Source organism: Chryseobacterium sp. AG363, from assembly GCF_003610675.1.
Taxonomy (GTDB): Bacteria; Bacteroidota; Bacteroidia; order Flavobacteriales; family Weeksellaceae; genus Chryseobacterium; species Chryseobacterium cucumeris.
In genome coordinates, this window is record NZ_RAQF01000002.1 from 2,531,863 (window position 1) to 2,553,472 (window position 21,610).

Annotated in this window: 25 protein-coding genes; 17 read left to right on the top strand and 8 right to left on the bottom strand. The window is 35.7% G+C overall.

Annotation, left to right across the window (positions count from 1 at the left end):
* Positions 1-114 precede the first annotated feature (114 nt).
* The 6 genes from DEU39_RS11465 to DEU39_RS11490 all read left to right on the top strand — a co-directional run bounded on the left by DEU39_RS11465 (position 115) and on the right by DEU39_RS11490 (position 7,298).
* Positions 115-1,164 (top strand): linear amide C-N hydrolase, encoded by a 1,050-nt coding sequence (locus DEU39_RS11465; protein ID WP_062674173.1) that lies wholly within the window; start codon positions 115-117, stop codon positions 1,162-1,164.
* 150 nt (positions 1,165-1,314) lie between these two features.
* A complete protein-coding gene (locus DEU39_RS11470; protein WP_062674171.1) occupies positions 1,315-2,481 on the top strand; it encodes a porin in 1,167 nt (388 codons plus the stop codon).
* Between the two features lie 20 nt (positions 2,482-2,501).
* The gene (locus DEU39_RS11475; protein ID WP_062674169.1) at positions 2,502-3,932 is read left to right on the top strand and encodes an anion permease; all 1,431 of its coding nucleotides are present in this window, start codon (positions 2,502-2,504) and stop codon (positions 3,930-3,932) included.
* 16 nt (positions 3,933-3,948) lie between these two features.
* On the top strand, positions 3,949-4,605 hold the full coding sequence (locus tag DEU39_RS11480) for a succinate dehydrogenase cytochrome b subunit (protein ID WP_062674167.1): 657 nt from the start codon (positions 3,949-3,951) through the stop codon (positions 4,603-4,605).
* An 11-nt stretch (positions 4,606-4,616) separates the two neighbouring features.
* Entirely contained in the window at positions 4,617-6,533 is a 1,917-nt protein-coding gene (locus tag DEU39_RS11485) for a fumarate reductase/succinate dehydrogenase flavoprotein subunit (RefSeq protein ID WP_062674165.1), read from the top strand.
* A 12-nt stretch (positions 6,534-6,545) separates the two neighbouring features.
* Complete coding sequence (locus DEU39_RS11490) at positions 6,546-7,298, top strand: succinate dehydrogenase/fumarate reductase iron-sulfur subunit (protein WP_120232010.1); 753 nt, start codon at positions 6,546-6,548, stop codon at positions 7,296-7,298.
* A gap of 67 nt (positions 7,299-7,365) precedes the next feature.
* On the opposite strand, the gene DEU39_RS11495 is transcribed toward DEU39_RS11490, so the two are convergent.
* From DEU39_RS11495 to DEU39_RS11510, 5 genes are all read right to left on the bottom strand, one after another.
* Positions 7,366-8,136: a cyclase family protein gene (locus DEU39_RS11495; RefSeq protein ID WP_120232011.1), complete on the bottom strand. Its 771-nt coding sequence runs from the start codon at positions 8,134-8,136 to the stop codon at positions 7,366-7,368.
* A gap of 82 nt (positions 8,137-8,218) precedes the next feature.
* Positions 8,219-9,070: a GLPGLI family protein gene (locus DEU39_RS11500; RefSeq protein ID WP_120232012.1), complete on the bottom strand. Its 852-nt coding sequence runs from the start codon at positions 9,068-9,070 to the stop codon at positions 8,219-8,221.
* 79 nt (positions 9,071-9,149) lie between these two features.
* Positions 9,150-9,320: a bacteriocin-like protein gene (locus tag DEU39_RS24400; protein ID WP_183037405.1), complete on the bottom strand. Its 171-nt coding sequence runs from the start codon at positions 9,318-9,320 to the stop codon at positions 9,150-9,152.
* A gap of 320 nt (positions 9,321-9,640) precedes the next feature.
* Positions 9,641-10,603: a hypothetical protein gene (locus DEU39_RS11505; protein WP_120232013.1), complete on the bottom strand. Its 963-nt coding sequence runs from the start codon at positions 10,601-10,603 to the stop codon at positions 9,641-9,643.
* Between the two features lie 61 nt (positions 10,604-10,664).
* Positions 10,665-11,678 carry a nucleoid-associated protein gene (locus DEU39_RS11510; protein WP_062674158.1) on the bottom strand — a complete coding sequence of 338 codons (1,014 nt, stop codon included), beginning with the start codon at positions 11,676-11,678 and terminating at the stop codon, positions 10,665-10,667.
* 523 nt (positions 11,679-12,201) lie between these two features.
* Between DEU39_RS11510 and DEU39_RS11520 the strand changes: the two genes are divergently transcribed.
* From DEU39_RS11520 to DEU39_RS11535, 5 genes are all read left to right on the top strand, one after another.
* Positions 12,202-12,558 (top strand): hypothetical protein, encoded by a 357-nt coding sequence (locus tag DEU39_RS11520; RefSeq protein WP_062674154.1) that lies wholly within the window; start codon positions 12,202-12,204, stop codon positions 12,556-12,558.
* An 82-nt stretch (positions 12,559-12,640) separates the two neighbouring features.
* Entirely contained in the window at positions 12,641-12,772 is a 132-nt protein-coding gene (locus DEU39_RS24775; protein WP_262486817.1) for a hypothetical protein, read from the top strand.
* Positions 12,773-12,823: 51 nt separating this feature from the next.
* The gene (locus tag DEU39_RS11525) at positions 12,824-13,219 is read left to right on the top strand and encodes a hypothetical protein (protein WP_062674152.1); all 396 of its coding nucleotides are present in this window, start codon (positions 12,824-12,826) and stop codon (positions 13,217-13,219) included.
* Positions 13,220-13,356: 137 nt separating this feature from the next.
* Positions 13,357-13,953 carry a hypothetical protein gene (locus tag DEU39_RS11530; protein ID WP_147367585.1) on the top strand — a complete coding sequence of 199 codons (597 nt, stop codon included), beginning with the start codon at positions 13,357-13,359 and terminating at the stop codon, positions 13,951-13,953.
* Positions 13,954-14,036: 83 nt separating this feature from the next.
* On the top strand, positions 14,037-14,666 hold the full coding sequence (locus tag DEU39_RS11535) for a hypothetical protein (protein ID WP_120232015.1): 630 nt from the start codon (positions 14,037-14,039) through the stop codon (positions 14,664-14,666).
* Positions 14,667-14,702: 36 nt separating this feature from the next.
* On the opposite strand, the gene DEU39_RS11540 is transcribed toward DEU39_RS11535, so the two are convergent.
* Positions 14,703-15,215, bottom strand: coding sequence for a thioredoxin family protein (locus DEU39_RS11540; protein WP_120232016.1), 513 nt, complete (start codon positions 15,213-15,215; stop codon positions 14,703-14,705).
* 84 nt (positions 15,216-15,299) lie between these two features.
* Between DEU39_RS11540 and DEU39_RS11545 the strand changes: the two genes are divergently transcribed.
* The 6 genes from DEU39_RS11545 (at position 15,300) to DEU39_RS11570 (ending at position 19,118) form a co-directional block, all read left to right on the top strand.
* Entirely contained in the window at positions 15,300-15,875 is a 576-nt protein-coding gene (locus tag DEU39_RS11545; protein ID WP_120232017.1) for a hypothetical protein, read from the top strand.
* Between the two features lie 215 nt (positions 15,876-16,090).
* Positions 16,091-16,360, top strand: coding sequence for a hypothetical protein (locus DEU39_RS11550; protein WP_114822606.1), 270 nt, complete (start codon positions 16,091-16,093; stop codon positions 16,358-16,360).
* Between the two features lie 59 nt (positions 16,361-16,419).
* A complete protein-coding gene (locus DEU39_RS11555) occupies positions 16,420-17,187 on the top strand; it encodes a GLPGLI family protein (RefSeq protein ID WP_120232018.1) in 768 nt (255 codons plus the stop codon).
* Positions 17,188-17,378: 191 nt separating this feature from the next.
* Entirely contained in the window at positions 17,379-18,170 is a 792-nt protein-coding gene (locus DEU39_RS11560; protein ID WP_120232019.1) for an AraC family transcriptional regulator, read from the top strand.
* A 155-nt stretch (positions 18,171-18,325) separates the two neighbouring features.
* A complete protein-coding gene (locus tag DEU39_RS11565; RefSeq protein ID WP_120232020.1) occupies positions 18,326-18,745 on the top strand; it encodes a DoxX family membrane protein in 420 nt (139 codons plus the stop codon).
* A 19-nt stretch (positions 18,746-18,764) separates the two neighbouring features.
* Positions 18,765-19,118, top strand: a complete 354-nt coding sequence (locus DEU39_RS11570; RefSeq protein ID WP_120232021.1) for a cupin domain-containing protein — start codon at positions 18,765-18,767, stop codon at positions 19,116-19,118.
* Between the two features lie 77 nt (positions 19,119-19,195).
* Here DEU39_RS11570 and DEU39_RS11575 read toward each other — a convergent pair whose 3' ends face one another.
* Together DEU39_RS11575 and DEU39_RS11580 are read right to left on the bottom strand one after the other, a co-directional pair.
* Positions 19,196-20,305: a heparan-alpha-glucosaminide N-acetyltransferase domain-containing protein gene (locus DEU39_RS11575; protein ID WP_120232022.1), complete on the bottom strand. Its 1,110-nt coding sequence runs from the start codon at positions 20,303-20,305 to the stop codon at positions 19,196-19,198.
* Between the two features lie 340 nt (positions 20,306-20,645).
* Positions 20,646-21,596: a BPSS1187 family protein gene (locus DEU39_RS11580; protein ID WP_120232023.1), complete on the bottom strand. Its 951-nt coding sequence runs from the start codon at positions 21,594-21,596 to the stop codon at positions 20,646-20,648.
* Between the last annotated feature and the right edge of the window lie 14 nt (positions 21,597-21,610).

Genomic DNA, 21,610 nt, shown 5'->3' on the forward strand with positions numbered 1-21,610 from the left:
TTTTATTTAAACAAATTTTGCTAAATTTATATCACCAAATAATGAATATGATAAAAATCCATTGAATTATTCTCAATGAATTCTATATAAAATTTAAATTCAAATAATACTATTATGAAAAAGTTCCCATTAATTTTATTTTCTCTGATCCTCTCTATAGGATTATGGAATCCTTCAGAAGCCTGTACAAGGGTAGTTTACAAAGGCCCCCAGAATACTGTTATTACAGCTCGTTCTATGGACTGGCGTGACGAAATCCCCGCTAACTTATGGGTTCTCCCGAAAGGAATAGACCGCAACGGACTTGTAGGCCCAAAATCTGTAAAATGGACCGCCAAATACGGCAGCCTCATCAGCTCTTCATGGGATATTGCTTCAGCAGACGGAATGAATGAAAAGGGACTGGTAGCTAACCTGCTCTGGCTAGGAGAATCCCAATACCCAAAATTCGATGGAAAAGGAAGTAAAAAGGGAATTGCCATTTCATTATGGGCACAATATTATCTTGATAATTTTGCTACAGTAAAAGAGGCCGTAGAATTCTCCCGAAAAGAACCTTTCGTTATTGTAAGTGATTATATTCCTGGAACAGAAAGATTTACAACGGTTCACCTTTCCATTTCCGATGCTTCAGGAGACAATGCTGTTTTTGAATATATTGACGGAAAATTGGTTATTCATCATGATCCATCTTATACGGTAATGACCAACTCTCCGGTTTTTGAAGAGCAGCTTGCTCTTAACAACTACTGGAAGGGCATTCCGGGAACGGTTATGCTTCCGGGAACAAACCGTGCTGCAGACCGCTTTGTAAGAGCTTCTTATTATATTAATGCGATTCCTCAGACTGCAGATACCCGCACAGCAGTAGCCAGTGTTTTCAGTGTGATCAGAAACTGTTCTGTTCCTTATGGAATCACTTCTGCAACAGAACCTAATATTTCGTCAACAAGATGGCGTTCTGTTTCGGATCAGAAAAACCTGGTGTATTATTTTGAAACGGTTTTCACTCCCAACACTTTTTGGGTAGATCTTAAAGATTTTGATCTAAGCCCTAAAGGAAAAGTGATGAAACTTGACCTCAGCAATAACCGCACTTATAACGGAAAATCCAATGCAGAATTTAAAGAGTCTGCACCGTTCACGTTCTTAGGATTAAAATAGATTTTAACCACAAAAAATACTCGTGCTTAGTAGATATTGAACTAAGTATGCCCCATTATGATTAGACGAAATACTAAAAATCAAAAATTTGAGGGGATAAGTAAGCAGTTGTGGTAAAATAGAGTTCACAATAAAAAAACAAAAATAGATATGGCCTTTTTTTCGATTAAAAAGAAAAGCCTGATCCTGTGTATGCTGGCCTGTGGGTTATCAGCTTATGCACAAAATCAGGATTCTCTGAAGACCACACCTCCTCCACAGGAAGAAGACAATGTAAAATATCCGCAACTGCAGATCAAAGGCCTTTTTCAGGCACGTTACCTTGTAGGAATGAGTAAAGATGTAGATGTTAACGGACTTCATCACACCGACGGTTCCGGAACTGATAATAATTTCATGCTCAAATACATGAGGGTTCAGGTTCGGGCACAGATCAGTAAACGTACGGAAGTTGTTGTTTTGGCCAACCTTGCCGATTTTAAAAATGATCCCAAAAGCAGAGTTCTTGAAAATGCTTACCTGAAGTATACTTTCAATCCCAAATTAGCAATTACTGTAGGACAGTTCAGACCTTGGTTCGGTATCGAAGAGACCTATCCTATTGATATTATCAAGTCTTTAGACTGGTCCAATCAATACACAGAATTCGGAAAACTGGGCTGGACAAGCTTCCAGATCGGGATGTCTGCTACAGGGCAACTTCAACTGGGAGAAATTCCTTTCCAATATGCTGTTTCAGTAGTGAATGGAAATGGAAAAAACCAGATCAATGATAATGACAACGGAAAACAGTATTCTACCCGTCTGGTTTTCGGATTATCAAAAAAATACCACTTCAATGTAGGTCTGAATGGAGGTACCGGAGAAGTTTTCAGCAAAAAAGTATATGCGCTGGGCGTAGATCTAAGTTCACTGATCCAGTTTGATCCAAAATGGAGCCTTGATATGCAGCTGGAAGCCAAACAGGCAACCAATCACGTTCTATACAACTCCATTGCACCTGAATTACGTCCTGATAATCCTGACCAATATCTTATCCGCGGTGCTTATTTTCTTCCGAATCTAAGATATGAGATCAACCACAAAAATCTCAGCGCCTTCGAATTATCCTGCCGTTACGAATACCTTGATACCAATTTCAGAATGGCTTCCAACCCAAGACAAACAATCACTCCGATGGTCGGATTGGAATTCCTAAAAAATTATGGAGCAAGAATTCAGCTGGGAGTACAGTTTGACCGCTACAAACATCAGGTGGAAAACACATCACAATACAACAATAATCTATTCATTGTACAGGTACAGAGTAGGTTTTAAACGATTAAATAGTTAGTATCATGAAAGAAATTAATATTAAAAACGTAGCGATCACATTTGTTGTTGCGTTGATCATATGGTTCATTCCTGCTCCGGAAGGTGTTGCAGAGAATGCCTGGCATCTGTTTGCCATCTTTGCGGCAACCATTTTAGGAATTATTCTAAAAGCTGCTCCAATGGGAACAATGTGTATGATGGCCATTGGATTTACAGCCCTTACGCAGGTAGTTGCTCCGGGAGATGCGGGGAAATCTATTACCAAAGCGCTTTCCGGTTTTGGAGATAAAGTAATCTGGCTGATCGGGATTTCATTCTTTATTGCCAGAGGATTTATCAAAACAGGATTAGGAAATCGTATCGCCTTTTTATTCATTCGAGTTTTTGGGAAAAGCTCACTGGGATTGGCTTACGGATTAGGACTTGCCGATGTTTGTCTTGCTCCTGCTATTCCTAGTAACACTGCAAGAGGAGGTGGAATTATCTACCCGATCATGAAGTCTATGGCCATAAGCTTTGATTCTGTTCCTGAAAAGCCAGAAACCCATAGAAAGCTAGGGTCATTCCTGACTTTGAACAGTTATTACATGAACCTGATCGCTTCCTCTATGTTTCTTACCGGGACAGCCAGTAACCCGATGTGTCAGAAATTTGCCGCTAACCTTGGTATTGATATTACCTGGATGTCATGGGCAGCAGCAGGTTTTATTCCGGGTGCAGTAGCATTCTTTATCGTTCCTTTGGTATTGTATAAATTATATCCACCAGAATTGAAAAAAACAGGGGATGCTCCGAAAATGGCAGCTCAGAAATTAAAAGAAATGGGGCCTATCTCAAGAAATGAATGGCTGATGCTGCTGGCATTCTTCATTCTGTTAGCCCTTTGGATATTTGGAGGAGCACTCTCTATTGATGCTACTACTACAGCCTTTATCGGATTAACATTATTACTACTAACCTCAGTATTAACCTGGGAAGATGTAAAAGGTGAAAAAGGAGCTTGGGATACGATCGTTTGGTTCGCTGTACTGGTGATGATGGCAAGTTCTTTAAATGAATTAGGTTTCATTGGATGGTTCAGTAATCTTATCAAAGTACAGATTGGAGGTTTGAGCTGGCAGGTAGCTTTCCCGGTTATTATTGTAGTATATTTCTTCAGTCACTATATTTTTGCCAGTGCTACTGCTCACGTAGCGGCCATGTATGCTGCCTTGCTGGGTGTCGGTGTTTCTTTAGGAATCCCACCAATGCTGCTGGCAATGATGCTTGGTTTCATGGGTTCAATTTACGGGGTACTTACTCATTACGGCCACGGTCCGGCACCGGTATTCTTCGGAAGCGGATATGTTGACCTGAAAGTCTGGTGGCTCAGAGGTCTTGAAATTGGAATCGTTCTATTGATCATTTATATGGTTGTAGGAGGATTGTGGATGAAAGTCTTAGGATATTATTAACCAATAAATCAAAAATATGTTATCAACACTGTCAAGAAAAATGCTGATGTGCCTTACAGGACTCTTTTTGGGATTCTTCCTGTTGATTCATTTCCTTGGAAATCTTCAGCTTTTTCTTCCACAAGAACAAGCGCACCTGCAGTTTAATGCTTATTCGCATTTTTTATCAGGAAATATCATTATCAAAATAGTCTCTTACGTTTTATATGCCAGTATTATTCTGCACGCAGTAGACGGACTGATGATTACTTTAAAAAATAAAAAATCAGGAGGCGGTTATCAAACGGACAGACGTGGAAGAGCTAGCAAGTGGGCTTCCAGAAATATGGGAATCCTGGGAACATTAATTCTGATTTTCCTGGTGATCCATTTCCAGAACTTCTGGTATATCTATAAATTCGGAAATCCTCCTTTGGATGAAAACGGAAATAAAGACCTCTACATTCTGGTAGTGAATGTCTTTAAAGAATGGTGGTACGTTATCATTTATGTTGTATCAATGATCGCTTTATGCTATCACCTGATTCATGGGATCCATAGTGCTGTAAGAACTCTGGGATTATATCATCCTAAGTTTGTACAATGGTTCAAAACTATCGGGATTGCGTATTCAATCATTATCTGTGTAGGTTTTGCATTGATGCCTGTGTATGTATTCTTCACTTATCATTAAAAGGAACGATTATGATTTTAGATTCAAAAATACCACAAGGCCCATTGGAACATAAATGGGAAAATTATAAAAAGAAAGCAAAACTCGTAAACCCTGCCAACCGTAAAAAACTGGATGTGATTGTTGTAGGAACAGGATTGGCGGGAAGTTCAATCGCAGCTTCTTTAGGGGAAATGGGATATAATGTCAAATCATTCTGTTTTCAGGACAGCCCGAGAAGAGCACACTCTGTGGCAGCACAGGGAGGTGTGAATGCCGCCAAAAACTATAAAAATGATGGTGATAGTGTCTACAGAATGTTTGTAGATACCTTAAAAGGAGGAGACTTCAGAGCCCGTGAAGCCAATGTCTACAGAATGGCAGAATGTTCTTTGAACCTCATCGACCAGGCTGTTGCACAAGGTGTACCTTTCGGGCGGGAATATGGCGGATATCTGAACAACCGATCCTTCGGAGGAGTTCAGGTAAGCCGTACTTTCTATGCGCGAGGACAAACGGGGCAGCAACTTCTTCTGGGAGCTTATCAGGCTTTAATGCGACAGGTTGGAAAAGGTTCCGTGCAATTATTTTCAAGACATGAAATGCTGGATCTGGTTACTGTTGATGGGAAAGCCAGAGGAATTATCGTAAGGAATTTAGACACAGGAGATATTGAAAGACATGCCGCCCACGCTGTAATATTGGCAACCGGAGGTTACGGAAAAATTTATTATCTGTCAACCCTTGCCATGGGATGTAACGGTTCTGCCATCTGGAGAGCCCATAAAAAAGGTGCTTTAATGGCTTCCCCAAGCTGGATTCAGGTACACCCTACTTCCCTTCCGCAATCCGGAGATTATCAGTCCAAACTGACTTTAATGTCTGAATCATTACGTAATGACGGCCGAATCTGGGTTCCATTAAAAGAAGGGGAAACAAGACAACCCAATGACATTCCGGAAAATGAAAGGGATTATTATCTTGAAAGAAGATATCCGGCTTTCGGAAACCTTGCTCCAAGGGATATTTCTTCCCGTGCTGCTAAGGAAAGAATTGATGCCGGTTTCGGAATCGGGCCTTTGAAAAATGCAGTATATCTTGATTTTTCCAAAGCAATACAGGAACAGGGAAAAGATAAGATTAAAGAAAAATATGGAAACTTATTCGATATGTATCTTAAAATAACAGGATATGATGCGTATAAAGAACCTATGATGATCTCTCCTTCTGCCCACTTTTCAATGGGTGGACTTTGGGTAGATTATGAACTGATGACTACTGTTCCCGGACTGTTTGCTTTAGGTGAAGCTAATTTTGCCGATCACGGAGCCAACAGATTAGGAGCCAACTCTCTTTTACAGGCGTCTGTAGACGGATATTTCATTGCGCCTTACACGATTGCCAATTATCTGGCAGATGAAATTCACACCGGAAAAATTTCACCGGATACTCCTGAATTTGAACAGGCTGAAAAGGCTGTTAAAGATCAGATCAACAATTTCATTAATATTAAAGGAACCAAAACCGTTGATTATTTCCACAAAACTTTAGGAAAGCTCCTCTATGATTATTGCGGACTGGCCAGAAATGAAGAAGGGTTGAAATATGCCATTCAGGAAATCCGAAAACTGAAACAGGAATTTTACAAAGACGTAAGGGTTTCCGGACAGGGAGATAAAATGAATACCGAACTGGAAAAAGCAGGCCGTGTAGCCGATTATTTCGAAATCGGAGAACTGATGTGCTACGATGCCTTAACCCGTAACGAATCCTGTGGAGCTCATTTCAGAGAAGAATATCAGACTCCGGACGGAGAAGCTATGAGAAATGATGCGGAATACCAATTTATTTCTGCCTGGGCATGGAAAGGTGAAAATGGTGAACCTGAAATTATTAAGGAACCTTTAATCTTTGAAGAAATTCAGCCAACGGTAAGAAGTTACAAATAAAAACAGAAAATTATGGATTTACATCTTAAGATATGGAGACAGAAAGACAGAAAAAGTGAAGGAAAACTGGTAGGTTACGACCTGAAAGGATTGAATTCTCACATGTCTTTCTTAGAAATGCTGGACACTTTAAATGAAAAACTGATTATTGAGGGTGATGAACCTGTTGAGTTTGATCATGACTGTCGTGAAGGCATCTGCGGACAATGCGGGATGATGATTAATGGTATTGCCCATGGTCCTTTGAAAAATACAACCACCTGCCAGCTTCACTTAAGGTCCTTTAAAGATGGGGAAACGATTCTGATAGAGCCATTCCGTGCTGAAGCATTTCCGGTGAAGAAAGATTTAAAAGTAGACCGTTCTGCTTTTGACAGAATTATATCTTCAGGAGGTTTTGTATCTGTAAATACGGGCCAGGCTCCTGATGCTACAACCATTCCGGTGACTCACCAGACGGCTGAGGAAGCTTTTGATTCTGCTGCGTGTATCGGATGTGGAGCCTGTGTTGCCACTTGTAAAAATGGAAGTGCAGCTTTATTTACCTCTGCAAAAATCACTCACATGGCACTCCTTCCTCAGGGAAAAGAAGAACGTAGCAAGAGAGTGCTGGATATGGTGACTCAAATGGATACGGAATTATTCGGGCACTGCTCCAATACGGAAGCCTGTGAAGTAGAATGTCCACAAGGAATTTCTGTCCTGAATATTGCCAGAATGAATTTTGAATACAACAGAGCTTTGTTTTTCAGAAAGAAAAATTAATCTGAGAAAGCAAAGATGATCATAAGTAAAGGACGAATTTGTAAATTCAAATTCGTCCTTTTATTTCTTATTCTATCATCGCCACTACTCTGGCGGGAGCAGCAGAACCGCCAACAATTTTAAGGGGAAATACACAGATTTTAAATCCGGATGGAGGTAGTGCGCCCAGATTTGTAAGCTGCTCGATGTGTAAATATTCTTTTTCGATGCCTACGCGGTGGCCTTCCCAGAAAAATTCAGGATCATTGAGTTCTTTGGCTTTCTGAGCCATATATTTCAAAGGAAGATCCCAGCCCCATTGGTCGATTCCCATTACTTTTACGCCCTGATCAATCAGCCATTCTGTAGCTTCTTTACTCATTCCGGTGCCTTTTTCCACAAAATCTGGAGTTCCCATCATTTTGTCACGATCCGTTCTGATCAGAACAATATTTCCTTCCTGAATGGTAATTCCGTTTTTATAGAGATCTTTTTTCAAATCCTCAACAGTGATAGCAACAAAATCTTCTTTATGCGTACAATCAATCACAATTCCGTCTCCATAGCACCATTCCAACGGAATCTGGTCTATGGTTTTGGCAGGCTTCCCTTCCACTACAGGGCCATAATGCCAGGGAGCATCAATATGTGTTGTTGCATGAAGTCCCATATTTTTGATAGTGTCATCTGCCCAGCCTATCCAGTTTTTAGGAAAAAGCCTTGATGGAAGCCTCAATGCCAGACGAATCAGCCAATGTGATTTTCTATGGGCTTTATGTTTAATTTTCACCCGCATGAACCACGGATCTCCTGCATTGTATTGGATAGGTTTTGTCAGATCGACAAGTGTTGTTTTCATATGATTTAGCTAAGAAAACAAAGATAATGAATAAGGCAAAAAAACGAATAGATATTAGCAAATGAAAAAAGATCAGCCATTACTAATCTTTTTCTAATTCTATCGGGTTTTCATATTTTTTGTTTTCTTCTCGTTCTTTTTGTCTTTGTCTTATCATTTCTTGACCTTGTATAATAGTGGTTTCAGAGCTTTGAAGTACACCAATTAAATTTGCATTAGCATCTTTTAACGCTTTTTCAAATTTCGGTCGAGTCGTTTCAAAAGCTTCATTATATCTATTTTCGTTTATCTTTATTAATTTACCTTTTAATTTAAATGCAGGTGTAGACTTTACTAGCTCAAAATCATATTCTCCTTTATCATCTGTTATTTTAACAATCAATCCAGGCAATCCGCTAAATTTATATGGCCCATAGGGTAATGGAATTTCGGGAGAGTACCAAGCGATCCAATTTCTCCCCTTAAAGGTAACTTCCGCTTTTTTACAATTAATTGTGTTTATTATTTTTGTATCATTACTCAAATTCCAATTTTTAATGATCGGTTCTTTATAGGTAAGTATTGACATTCCAACTAAGTTAAAATACTGTATATTTTCATTTGATTGTATTATAGTAAAGGAAAATTTTGTTTTTGGGATAGACATTCCCTTCGAACTTAACAGTTTTGCTCCATTTTCTAAAGTTTTTATTGGAAGTGCTTGGAATACAGAATCTCTTTTCAGTGACTGAATACTCGCAAAAAAAGCACGTTCATCGCCTATCTGTAATGAAAAAAATTCTTCATGTCTATAATCAGGAGTTGATGTATTCAATTTAGCTTTTAATAAATAGGTAAATTCACCACGCAGACTATCTTTTTTATGTAATTGAGAAAAAAATAAGACACTAAAAAATAAGGCTAATAATTGAAATAATTTTTTATAGTAATACATAGAATTATTTTTGATTGCAAAAAAAATGCACTTATAACATAATAAAGCCATAAGTGCAATAATTAATATGAAACAAATATTAATTACAGTAATTTGCTTCAAGATTAGCAAGCCATTGATTTGCTTGTTCTGCAGTCCAATCTTGAGTTGTAGTAGCAGTCTGGCCACAAAATTCTGCAATCCAAACTTGTTTAACACCTCCTTTTACAGTTTTAAGATCTTCACGAGTCATTTTTTTAAATTTTTTCATAAATATGTTTTTAGTAAGTATCAAATATATACAACTAATTCACATATGAAGGATATTTTTCATTATGTTAAGTAATTGTTTATCTGATACAAACATATTTTTTACTTAAAAATTTCCGTATAAAATTAAATTGATTTTTATCCTGTTACTTAAACAAAATGCATTCATTAAAAAAAATTCATTTGGATATTTTTTTATATGTTAAATAGTCAATGTCAAACAGAGACTTTACATCTAAAGTCTGAAAATATGTAATTTTTCTGATGTCATATTATCAGATTTAGTGGTTTTGCCTTTTTGCTATTTCGCCTTTTTACTCCCTAAACTCCTCTGGGAATCATAATCTTCTTCGGATCATCCTCATCATACATAATCTCAATAGTTCCCTGTTTAGGAATGGAAGAGAGCTTTAGAAAGCTGACAATTTTCTTATATACCGCAATATGTTCAGTTCCTCTGAAATCTTTAAAACTTACCTGAAACATGATTTGTGGCTGATTATTAACAAGAAGACCTGTCTCACTTACACTGATGATATTGGCTTCAGCATTTCTTCCTGAAAAAAGAATGCGTTCTTCTTTTGTATTTTTTAAAAGCCTGCCAAAAATCAACTGAAAAACCAAGACATACATAATGGTCATCACCCCGCTGAAAAGAATTGGATGCATGAATGTCAGAAACCTCCAGCCGAAATCAAAGGATTCTCTCCAATAGAAATAAGAGTATAAGCCAATAACATAAGCAATCAATAATACAAGAAATACAATTCTTAAAATCATTCCTGATGTATTGAATCCCACTTTCTGATCGCTTAAAATAAAGTAAGGCTCCTTTGATGCCTGAGGATTCAGCAGTACTTTTACTTTGTTTCCTGCGTCAAATCTTTTTTTGTATGGTTTAGAATCATGAAACATCGTTTTATGTTCTATCACCGTATTGCTGAGATTAGGAAATGAAAGCGTAACCTGAATGAGGTTCATGTTTTTCTTAGCAATGTATTTGAGGAGTTTATAATCAATGATTTTGGCTTCTCTTGGTATTCCGTTCCTAAGAATAGACTTTATCGTATTTTTCTCTTTAAAAGTTGTAATGAAAAGCTTATTGATAAAGAAAATAATCACATATCCCCATATTAACAAAGAAAAACCGAGATACCCATAGCTCACCGCTAATGAATTTCTCGGTTCTGTTGCCAGCTCTTCACTCATCATATAAATGAAAATCGGAAAAGGAACGCAGAAAAAAAAGAGAAAAATTCCCCAGAAAATGATCATCAATTTCATAGCTGTTATTTTGTAATCAGCAATAAAGTTATGATATTATTATGGAACCGGAGATTTCTTTTTATACCTCTTTTTCGAAATAAAGTCTGTAATATTTTCCTTTATCATCCTCACCCATCTCGATTTTTTGTCGGTCTCCGTGGATGTAGATATGGAAGTTTTTATCTAATTTAATAATACTTTTAAAGTGTCTCTGTGTCTTTTTCACCGCAGCTTCACTGATTGGAAATTCCTCGGCAATATTCACCTGCATATCCTGTTCGTAATCTGTTTTAAAGTTCACAAAACTTTCAATTACATGCTCATCACCCAGTACTTCATTGGCAAATTCATCCAGCTTAAATTCTTCTTTTTCCTTGAAGAAATTGATAGACTTATTCAGGAAATCTGCCTGGTCTGCTTTGGAAACTTCAAATTCCTGAGGAAGTTGTTTGGTGATATAATCTTTATACACCATCAGGGCTTCCTGCGTGTGGAAATATTCGTCATCACGCTGTTTTACTTTCAGAAAATCTTCGAACCAGTAGTACATATCCCCGTTTTTGTTGTTATCAACTACAGAAAGTACATATCCTGTTTCTTTATTGTTGTTGTAGATCAAAGCTGCTTTATCAATTTTGGATAAACCAATACCCTGGTCTTTTTCAATATCAAATGTCTCTTCAGCAGGATTGATTTTCAGGAAAGATTCTCTCTTCTCCGTTTTAAAAATCCCGATTTTATCCACTCTGTCCGGACGGTCGCTTTCATCTTCGAAAAGTACGATGAAAAGCTCTCCACTCTGAACTCTCGGGTTCTCAGCAGCCTCGAAAAGATGTTTGGCAATATTCTCAGATTCCCAGATAAACTTGGATTTATCATCAAAAATTTCAGATACTGCACTGTAAACCGGATTATTCACCAGATAAGTGTCACTGTAAAAATGGAAGGTTTCTTCCGATTTGAAGGATCCTAAAAAGTAATCTTCAAGCATTTCTGCCATTCCTTCTTCCAGCTTCAATTCCTCCTGGGAAAGTGTCAGCGAATCTCCGTTGATCTTATTTCCGACTCTGTGTACTATTATTTTTGAAAACATTTTCTGAATATTTGGACTGCAAAGATATTCATTCTTATCCTTACTGCGAAACTTAAAAAATGTCATTTTATACTACTCTCTTTTAACCACCCCGTCAAAAATTCTTTGAATTTTCGCCACCCCTCCAAAGGATGGGAATTATCAGTCCTCAGATTAATAAGAAGGTGTGATAGCAGCAATTTTTGTCTTTTTATTTTTTCCAAATTGATAAAACCCTTATCATTTTGACAGGCTTTTTTGTTTAAAAAACTCAACTATAAAATCATAATTTATTAATTACCAACATATTAATTACATTCTATTTTCATCGGAATACCATTGGCATCATGATTTGAAAACATAGAAAAATGGACTTAAAGACTTTAAACAGAATCGACAAGCTCAGAAGGTTAAAAAGCAAAGGACCTGCAACTCCAAAATGGCTTAAGCCCTATCATATGCTCTTTTTTGCTTTTTTAACCATTTTCATTTTTGGAGCCTTCATCAAAATGCTCGAACACTATCACCATTAAAATATAATACGATGAACTATTTACAAGCCGTAAAGGAAATCACTGATGTGGTTCCCGATTTTGAAAACGAAGTAAAAGAAATTAAAATTCAAAACTCATACAGCATTATCCGGACGTTTACGGAACGTATTAAAAATATGATCCGCCAGAATGACAGAAATCTGCTGTTCAGAAGTTTACAAAAAATGGACAAAATTTATACTGACGGAGACACGGTACTGAAGAATGCTATTGAAACTACTTTTATTTATTCTCTGGACAATTGTACCGCTTTCTGCAGTGAAGAATACAGAAAAGTGATTTTTAGTCACATTTCTGCCAACCTTCAGAAAGTATATTCAAGACAAATTTACACTCACGGCATATAACCGTTTTGTTACATTTTTTATCCGTTTCATTACAAAGTGTTTAAATTAAACAAAAATAAAAATAACTCACAATCAATAGATTATGAAAAATAAAATCAGAAGAATTTCAGACTGGAAAACCTGGAAAACCACTACTAACAGGCACAATGCAGAAATATTACTCACTCACATCGCTGTGATCGTCGGAGTATTTATTTTTGCTGCCTGTCTTTAAATTTTGGTATACATTTCGCTGCAATATAAAGTGTTTGAAAAATTCTTAATTATGATGAAAGTACAAATGCAAACTATTAATCAAAAAATAGCTGTTGAATACTTAAAATTTTTCTATCCGCCACTTCGCAATGAAATCACCCAGCTGTCTGTACAGGACAATTTCGCCGGGATCATGCAGGCTACCGTGAATTATCTGAAGCACCTGCTGCAGGAATCGAAGATCAATATCATTGCCCATCACATCAAGCTGATGGACTGGATCTACAGAAACGGGAATTCTTATGTAAGAACCATGATTGAAAACCTTTTTGTAAGATCTTTCGAAAGCTTCAAGAAACACGCAAAGATCCAACATTGGAAACTTCTTTACCAATATATGCCTGTAAGCTTTCAGATCATTTATAATGAACAACAGAAGCAGGATCAGATGTATTTTGGAAAATAAATGAAATTAAAAGACGAAAAGGTGAATCCATACATTTGCTCTTTCGTCTTTTTACTTTTGGTGCCTATTACAGGGAATTTTCACCCTATTCTATTTCACAAGTCCGTGTAAAAGGCCTATTTTTGCAAAAAGTACCGATGAAATACCCATTTTACATTGCGATGCTGTCGTTATCGATGATCTCATGTGAGAATAATGACAATACGATTGATGATCCGAGACCTGTTGATAAAAATGTTTACCAGTTTCAATTTAAAAGCTATGCTGTAAAAAATACCGTGTTGTACCAGGGGGCAAAAGGAGAAAAATCTACTCCGGATGAATCTTATCTCAACAAGTATTGGAGTCTGTATCAGGAACCCGCTTGGGAAAAAATAAGCCTTGATCTTAAAAACAAGACTATCAAGTTGCTGTCAGAAACCTCAACTACAGATTTTACTTACAGTTTTACCATGGTGAATGATTCTGTAATGATCAAAGAGAATAACAATAATAAGCCAACTTACATTGGTGATTTCCATAAAGACACTTCTTCGTTCACTTTAAAAAGAACGTACAGATATGTTAAAAAAGTCCCCCGAGATAATCATGACGCCCTATTGATTACTAAAAGCGCTCATTTTGGGACCACCCAATACGAAAATATTTTTGTCAATATATTTTCTACTCCTGCTGAAATGATCAAAACAGGAGATCAGGTTTTATGGAGCAATATTGAATATTCTTATAAATAATTGTAGTTACCCCTCATTTCTTAATTATTAAACTAAAAAAACTTCCTGTCTTATTAAGGAAGTTTTCATTGATAAACCATACCATGAAAATAAAATTTTCACTATTCTTTCTGTTTTCATTATACTTATTCAATGCCCAGATTTCCGACCAGCTAAAACAACTTATCGACCCTATAGATAAAGAATATTTTGACTTAACGATTAAAGAGGATTATGATACAGACAAGTATTCCAAATTATCCGAAATGTATAATGAAATTGATAAAACAGCAACCAATGATGAACTGTTTTATTTGGCGGTTAACGGAAGTACTTTTATAAGAATCAATGCAATATCTTCTCTTATAGATAGAAATGACAAAAGGATTGTAGATTTATACCGTTATTATTCTAAGTTTACCTTAATCTATTATCAGAAAATGGGATGCGTGGTCACGGCTCAGGATATGGCATTAAGCAGTATACGGGGAAAGATTATGAATAAAATTAAATTTTATGAACTGTATAAGCATATGAAAACACAAAAAAATTGGGAACTTCTATTTTCTAATGAAGACATTGAATATTATGAAAAATTCAATGTGGGTGATTTTAAATTGTATGTAAAAGCATTTGATGAAATCGACAAAAAATTTATTCCAGAAAGAATAGAAACCAATGATTCCATCAAAGAAATATGGAAAGATAATAAACTTCATGTACCTTCATTATAAAAATAAATCCCAGGTAATATTCCCGGGATTTTATTTTTATTTCTTTACAAAGACTTTCTCTATAATCTGTGACTCTTCATTACTTAGTTTTGAGGCTTTCCCCAGCTTGGCAATGAAAGTGACTACTTCTTCCTGTGTCGCAGGTGATCCCAGATTTTCTCCTTTAGCATCAAAAGAATCTGCCAATACTTCTCCTTTTGGATTTAGAATCAGCCAGAAAGGAAGCCCCGCATTTCCGCCTTTATATTTATTCATAAGTTCCTGCCCGCCTGGATTTTCAAGGCTCTTCTTATCACCTCTTTCCTGAACGTCTACATATGCGGTGACAAATCTTTTATCAAAAATAGGTTTGGTTTCAGGGAGATCCATATTCTTTTCCATCATTTTGCACCACTTGCACCATGAAGCATGGAACACCAGTAAAACATTTTTCTTTCCTGCTTTAGCTTCTGTGAAAGCTTTATTTAATACAACATCTGCATTTTCCTGTGCTGCTCCCAACTGGAACAGTAACAAGGTTGCAACGATAATAATTTTAGAGTATTTCATTTTGAATTTTTATTTAAAACTTAAACGAATTTAGGTATTTAATCGTTCAGTTATTTTATTTAACTTTAATTATTATTATAAATAATGAGCTATAAATATTTCTACTGTTTTCTATTCACGTTTAGTCTTACAATATCTAATGCTCAGGTCTCTGAAGCAGTAAAAAAACTGGCACAGCCTTTAGACAATGTCTCATATGCAGAGTCTCCTAATATTGGAGTTGGAGGTGAAAAAAGCAAAATTTATAATCAATTTAAAAAAGTTGCCAAAATAGCCAGTAACGATGAACTCTATTATTTCGCAATGAATGGAAGCAATTCTTTAAGGGTTTATGCTGGTCAGGAACTATTTAAAAGAAATGATAAAAGATTTTTAGATATCTATACATTTTATTCCGCCAATCCTTTGATTATGAAATATACTCAAGGCTGTGTTGGAAAAAATAAAAATATTTCAGAATTTTTAAAAGATGAAGTATACTCTACCCAGTATTATATTTCGCTGCAGGATCAGTTATTAAAAAATAAAGATAAGCAAGATGAAATATCAAAATTACAATTAGACCAAATCAAAGAGCTGGGTTATGGGAAACTTACGGAAGAAAATATCAATGCAGTTAAAAAGCAGTTAGAAAAAATTGATAATAAAAAATCAAACTAAAATTTATCTGCTCAATATAATCGGCAAAACCAAAAGTATAAAAAATATTACTATACCCGCCGAATTTTCGTTGGATAATAGTTTTATTTTAAAGAGTATTTAAAGGAGCTTTAAACAAGACTTAAAATCTTTTTAATATCCTTACGGTTTTCCACATTTGGTGATTAGAAAAATAATTTTATATTTAAATTGTTAAATATTTAAAAAATATAATTATGAAAAAAGTATTATTACTTTCAGCATTTATGGTTGCTGGACTTGTTTGTGCTAAAGAAAGCACTTCTAACAAATTAGAGTCAAAAAAGGAAAAACAGCAAATTGCAGCCTTTACAAGGTATTTGGTGACTATCAAAACTATTTGTGGAACTACTTATCAAACAGTTTTTGATTCTGAATTTGATTCAAGTGATTGCCTTTACAACGAATGGGAAATGTATAACAATCAAGATTGTGGACATTCCAGTTATGAAAATCCAATGACGTAATGAAAAAAATAATGGGCTGTCTTTTAACAGCCTATTTAATTATAATATTTTGAGTACCTATGAAACCACTTTTTAGAATTTTTTTGTTATTTCTTTGTTTTAACTATGTGAGAGGTCAAGAAAAAAAAGATTATTCGGAAATCGAAGTAAAGTATAAATATACTTTTGTACAAGATACTTTGGATAAATTATCTACAATTAATGAGCCTATGGTATTACTCACTAATGGGAAAAAATCTATATATTATAGTGAAAATTATAAGGCTGCAGTGGATGGTTTTGGGAAAAAACTGGAAGATGCAATGAAGACCGGAAATATTGTTGATCCCGGCTCTCTTCCAAAATCTAAGGTAAAGCATAATGTATATAAGGATGAAAACAAAACCTATATATCAAATTATTTAGGAAGAAATTATTACACCTATGAGAGTCCTGATAAACTTGACTGGCAAATTGATAATAAAAGCACTTCTACTATTGGCGGCTATAAATGTAATAAAGCAGTTGTAAGTGCAGGAGGAAAAAATTTTATAGCTTGGTTTACTTATGATATTCCGATAAGTGATGGTCCATACAAATTTAGAGGACTTCCTGGATTAATATTAAAGATCAATGAGGTGAATAATTATATAGGTTTTGAACTTATATCAATAAATAAAACGAGTTTACCCATTGAGCAAAAAAAAGGGTTAATTGTATCCAAAGATCAATTTATAACAAAGAGAAAAGAATATATGAATGACCCCTATCAAGGTAAAATTAATAACCCTGAGTATAGAAAAATGATTGAGGACAATAAAAGGAAATATAACAATTCTTTAGAATAAAAAAATAAAACACCTGAATTTACAGGTGTTTTATTTTTCACTCATTATTTCTATACATCATTATAGCTAGCATTATGAGTGAGCTGTGTACCTGTAATTACAGTTGTAGCTTCATCAAAAGGATTTTTACAATATCCGTTTTGTTCCATCCAGTTACATCAATTTGATATTCACCTTTTAACAGATCTGAAATGATTGAAATAAGAAAATACTCCAACCAGGCAGGATATACTGAACCGCGACGGGTCATCAGATACACCTTATTCTGGTGCCAGTCCGGAAATGCAGAAATTCTGATTGATGAAAATATTTTCATCATGGCAGCCGGGCAAGTTGTAACGATTACCTCAGGGCAGTTTCATCAGTTAAAATCGGTGAAAGGAGAAGTGACTGCTCTGGAATTCACGCTGGATTATTTCTGTAAAAGCGACAATGATATTGAGCTTATTTTCCACAACGGACTTTTCTGTCATTTTGGAATGAATGAAATGATTGCTATACAAAACCCTTCATTTTTTACTGAAACGCTGAATGTTATTGAAAAAGAAATTCAGGAACAGCCTTACCAGTATCTGATCTCTACGCATTCTATGGTTGAATTGCTATTGGTGGAAATCAACCGCAATAAAATTGCCAATGGTGATGAAATCTGGAAACCGGATGCTTTATTTTTAAAATTCCTTGAAAGTGTAAGAGATCATTTCCAAGACAATTATCAGGTCTCTCATTTTGCAAATCTTCTTGGAACTACTGAAGCCAAACTGAATGAGATTTCAAAACTTCATACCAACAAAACGGCTCAGAATGTGATCTACAGTCTTACCATCTCCGAAGCCAAAAGACTTTTACTCTACGAAAAACTTACCGTAAAAGAAATCGCCTACCAGCTAGGCTTTAATGATCCTTTCTATTTTTCAAACTTCTTTAAAAAACATACCTCACGTTCTCCAAAAGAGTATCAGAAAGCGGTAAAGGAAATGTAAAAAAAGGAGTTTCAGTCTGAAGAAAAAAAATTAACAGCCTCTTATTAACTTCCCTCTTCCCTCAGATATTATATGCTTTTTCCAGAATTGTCTATTCTTTAGGCAACGGCTTTCGCTGAACTTTGTACTGTAATTAAAACCTAAAAATTATACGTATGAAAACGCAACAGGATGCCGCCGTTTTTTTATTAAGAATTGCTCTGGCTGTCGGATTTTTATCTGCTGTGGCAAGCAGAATGAATCTTTGGGGAGCACAATCTTCCGGCTGGAAAAATTTTGTTCATTATACCGCGGAAACCAATTCATTTTTACCACAATCTTGGGCAGCCATTATTGCAATATTATCTACCATTGCTGAACTGTCAATCGGAATCCTGCTTCTTTTAGGTTTTCAGATAAAAAGAACAGCAACGTACGCCTCTATTCTCTCTTTATTTTTCGCAATAGCCATGAGCATTTCTTTTGGAATTAAAGAGCCTCTGGACTATTCAGTCTTCGCATTCAGTGCCGGAGCGTTTCTTCTGCGTACTTTTCCCCGTTACGTATGGAGTTTAGACCAACTTTTACATCAATAACAATTAAAATTTACATATTATGAACACCAACATCCACGATTATATCGTAAAAACAGAACATAAAGAATGGCAGCCTTTAATTGAGAAAGGGATTCATTATGAAGGCATTTTTGTAAAATCTTTGAAATTTGATCCTGAAAAAAATCGTTCTACCAGTATTCTTTTAAAATTTGAACCGGGAGCCAGCTATCCTTATCACAATCATCCTGCAGGAGAAGAATTGTTTATTATGGAAGGTGATGCAACGATTGCAGGAGCACAGCTTGAAAGTGGTGATTATTTATACACTCCTCCAAATTTTAAACATGCTGTGAAGTCAGAACAGGGCTGTATTATTCTTTTTATTGTACCGGAAGAAGTGGAAATTCTTTAGGCTGATAGCTACATAAAACCACAGTAAAACTTTTTTACTGTGGTTTATTATAATTCAAAAAAATAGGGTTGGATTTATTATTTCGAAGCTGTTTTGTCAGGTGATATTGGGTTGAAATTTATTAATGTTTTTTCCTTTCTTATGATATCTACCAAAGTCTGTACTGAAAAGGTCAGAATAATATATAAGATGATAAGGACAGATACATATCCAATTTCATGTTGTCTGTATCCGAAAATTCCTTTTCCCCATGAGATCAGTATCCATTGGATCATATACATTGAGGTTAAGTTTTTACTGCAGTATTTTAAGACACGCATAAAACCATTTTCTTTAACGTTGCTAGTAATGGTATTGATTAACCATAAAAACAGTAAAGTCCAGCCTGCAAAATAAATAACACCTCCAGGGCCCATATGATAAAAACCATTGTAATGATAATCTCCATACAGAAAAACCAGCGGTGCCCCTATAGCAATGAATAACAAGCCTATATAGAGCATATTTCTAAATATCTGTTGCGTATCGTAGTTCAATTCCTTAAACCATTTTCCAAAAAACATTCCGATGATGATAAAAGCCATCCATGGGAAAACAGGAAAATAGACATAGGCAGGATAATCGGTATTGAAAAGAAGATCCAGGACATAATTGATCACAGGATAATCAAGAGTAAGCCCGCTTACCTTCCTGGAGATCAATGCAACGAATACACCTATTGCCAGCATAATGTATTTATTTTTCACATATTCTCTGATAAATCCGACAAACAATAAAGACATTCCTGCCAGCTGTAAAATATCACCCAACTGCACCAGATATACATACTGCTGCTCTATAGGCGCATGCCATCCATATTTTTGCATAAAATTATCGGGAGCAAAATTAAAAATCACAGGAATCATAAATTTCATAAAGTTCATAAAAAGACCAGCAAACACCAATAAAACACCTCGTTTTAAAGCACTTTTAAGACTTTGATGGGTGGAAGTCATGAAAGTAATTCCCATACAGATCAGAAAAATGGAAGTTCCCCTTCCAAGAAAAACAATAAAACTGCCGACAGCTGTTTCATATTGTGATTTTACATTGGCATACACCAATAAGGTATGTATAATGATCATTCCGATGACACTTATACCCTTTATTATATCCAGAGTAAGGATTCTTTTGTTTTGTGATTCCATAGTTTTTAATGAGAATTTGGATTAGATGGACAAAATTGTATTCATTAATGATTTTCTTAAATTATATTTTTATTTATTCTAAATAAAAATCAAATATACAAATTAAAACCACTTCTCATAATTCATGAATCAATTTTCATAAAACAGTAATACTTAAATACTTAATCCACTATTAATTAGAATAATATTTCCAACGTTCAAGTATGTAATTTTCCCTTGAATTGTCCGAAAGTGAAACGATTAATACTCCCTATCTTTTAATAAAAAAACTCTTCCGGACGGAAGAGTTCTTATCATATCTAAACTTATAACTCGGAACCATAATGTGATCTTTTAGAAATCATAGCCCTGAACCAAGCATTTTTATCCAGATCGGTTTATACACCGGATTTTTAATACCTTCCGTATGGTAGGGATTACCATGAACAGGCTTATTGGATTGCTGACTAATAGGCTGATCTAAAGCAAAAACATTCTCTGCAGGAATATGAAGTTCTTTACAAATTTTCGCTAGCTCTGTTGCAGCAGCTTCTTTCACATGGTAGGTTGCAAAAACATTTTGGGGTGATGTCACTAGTTTTTGAGAGTACCAGCCTGCAATTTTTTTTGTTTTAGAATCACTGTAATCCCAGCCACCAGAAAAGCTGATAATTCTTGCTACAGACTCATGCTGGGCAATAAATTCAGCCATTCCTCCACCCTGGGATTGACCAGCGATGGCAATTTTGCTCCAAAGAGGTTTACCTGTGTTCTGATCCAGATATTGAGACCAGACACCCTCTTTATCATTTTTCGACAAATACTGTAAAAGTTTTGTCAGGCGAGGTACAATGGCATCCTGATACTGATCCGGAATAGGCAAAAAAGTATTATCACCATAAATACGTTTCCTACGAAACTCAGCAGCACAGTCAACATTTTGACTCAAATAATCACCTTTACAGACCTGCGAAACTCCAGGTGCACTCATAAAAGAGAGTGCAATAATTCTGTATCCCTGGTCCAATGCTGTTTTAAAAAAGCTCTGAGGAACATGATCCGTTGATCCTCCGGTTCCCGTAAGCCATAACAACACTTTATTGTTTTTAATGGCCTTGTCATAAATTACACGATGCGCACTGTCCCAATTCTTTACTGAAGGGTCAGCTTCACTGGGTTTCACCTTGAGTCTTTTATATGCTGAAAAATCAATAGTCGGACTTACCTTTTGCGCTGTCAAATTTGCGGACAAACTTACCATGACAAGTAAAATAAATGTCGCAATAGCAGATAACGAAATCTTTTTCTCCATAATATATATAATTA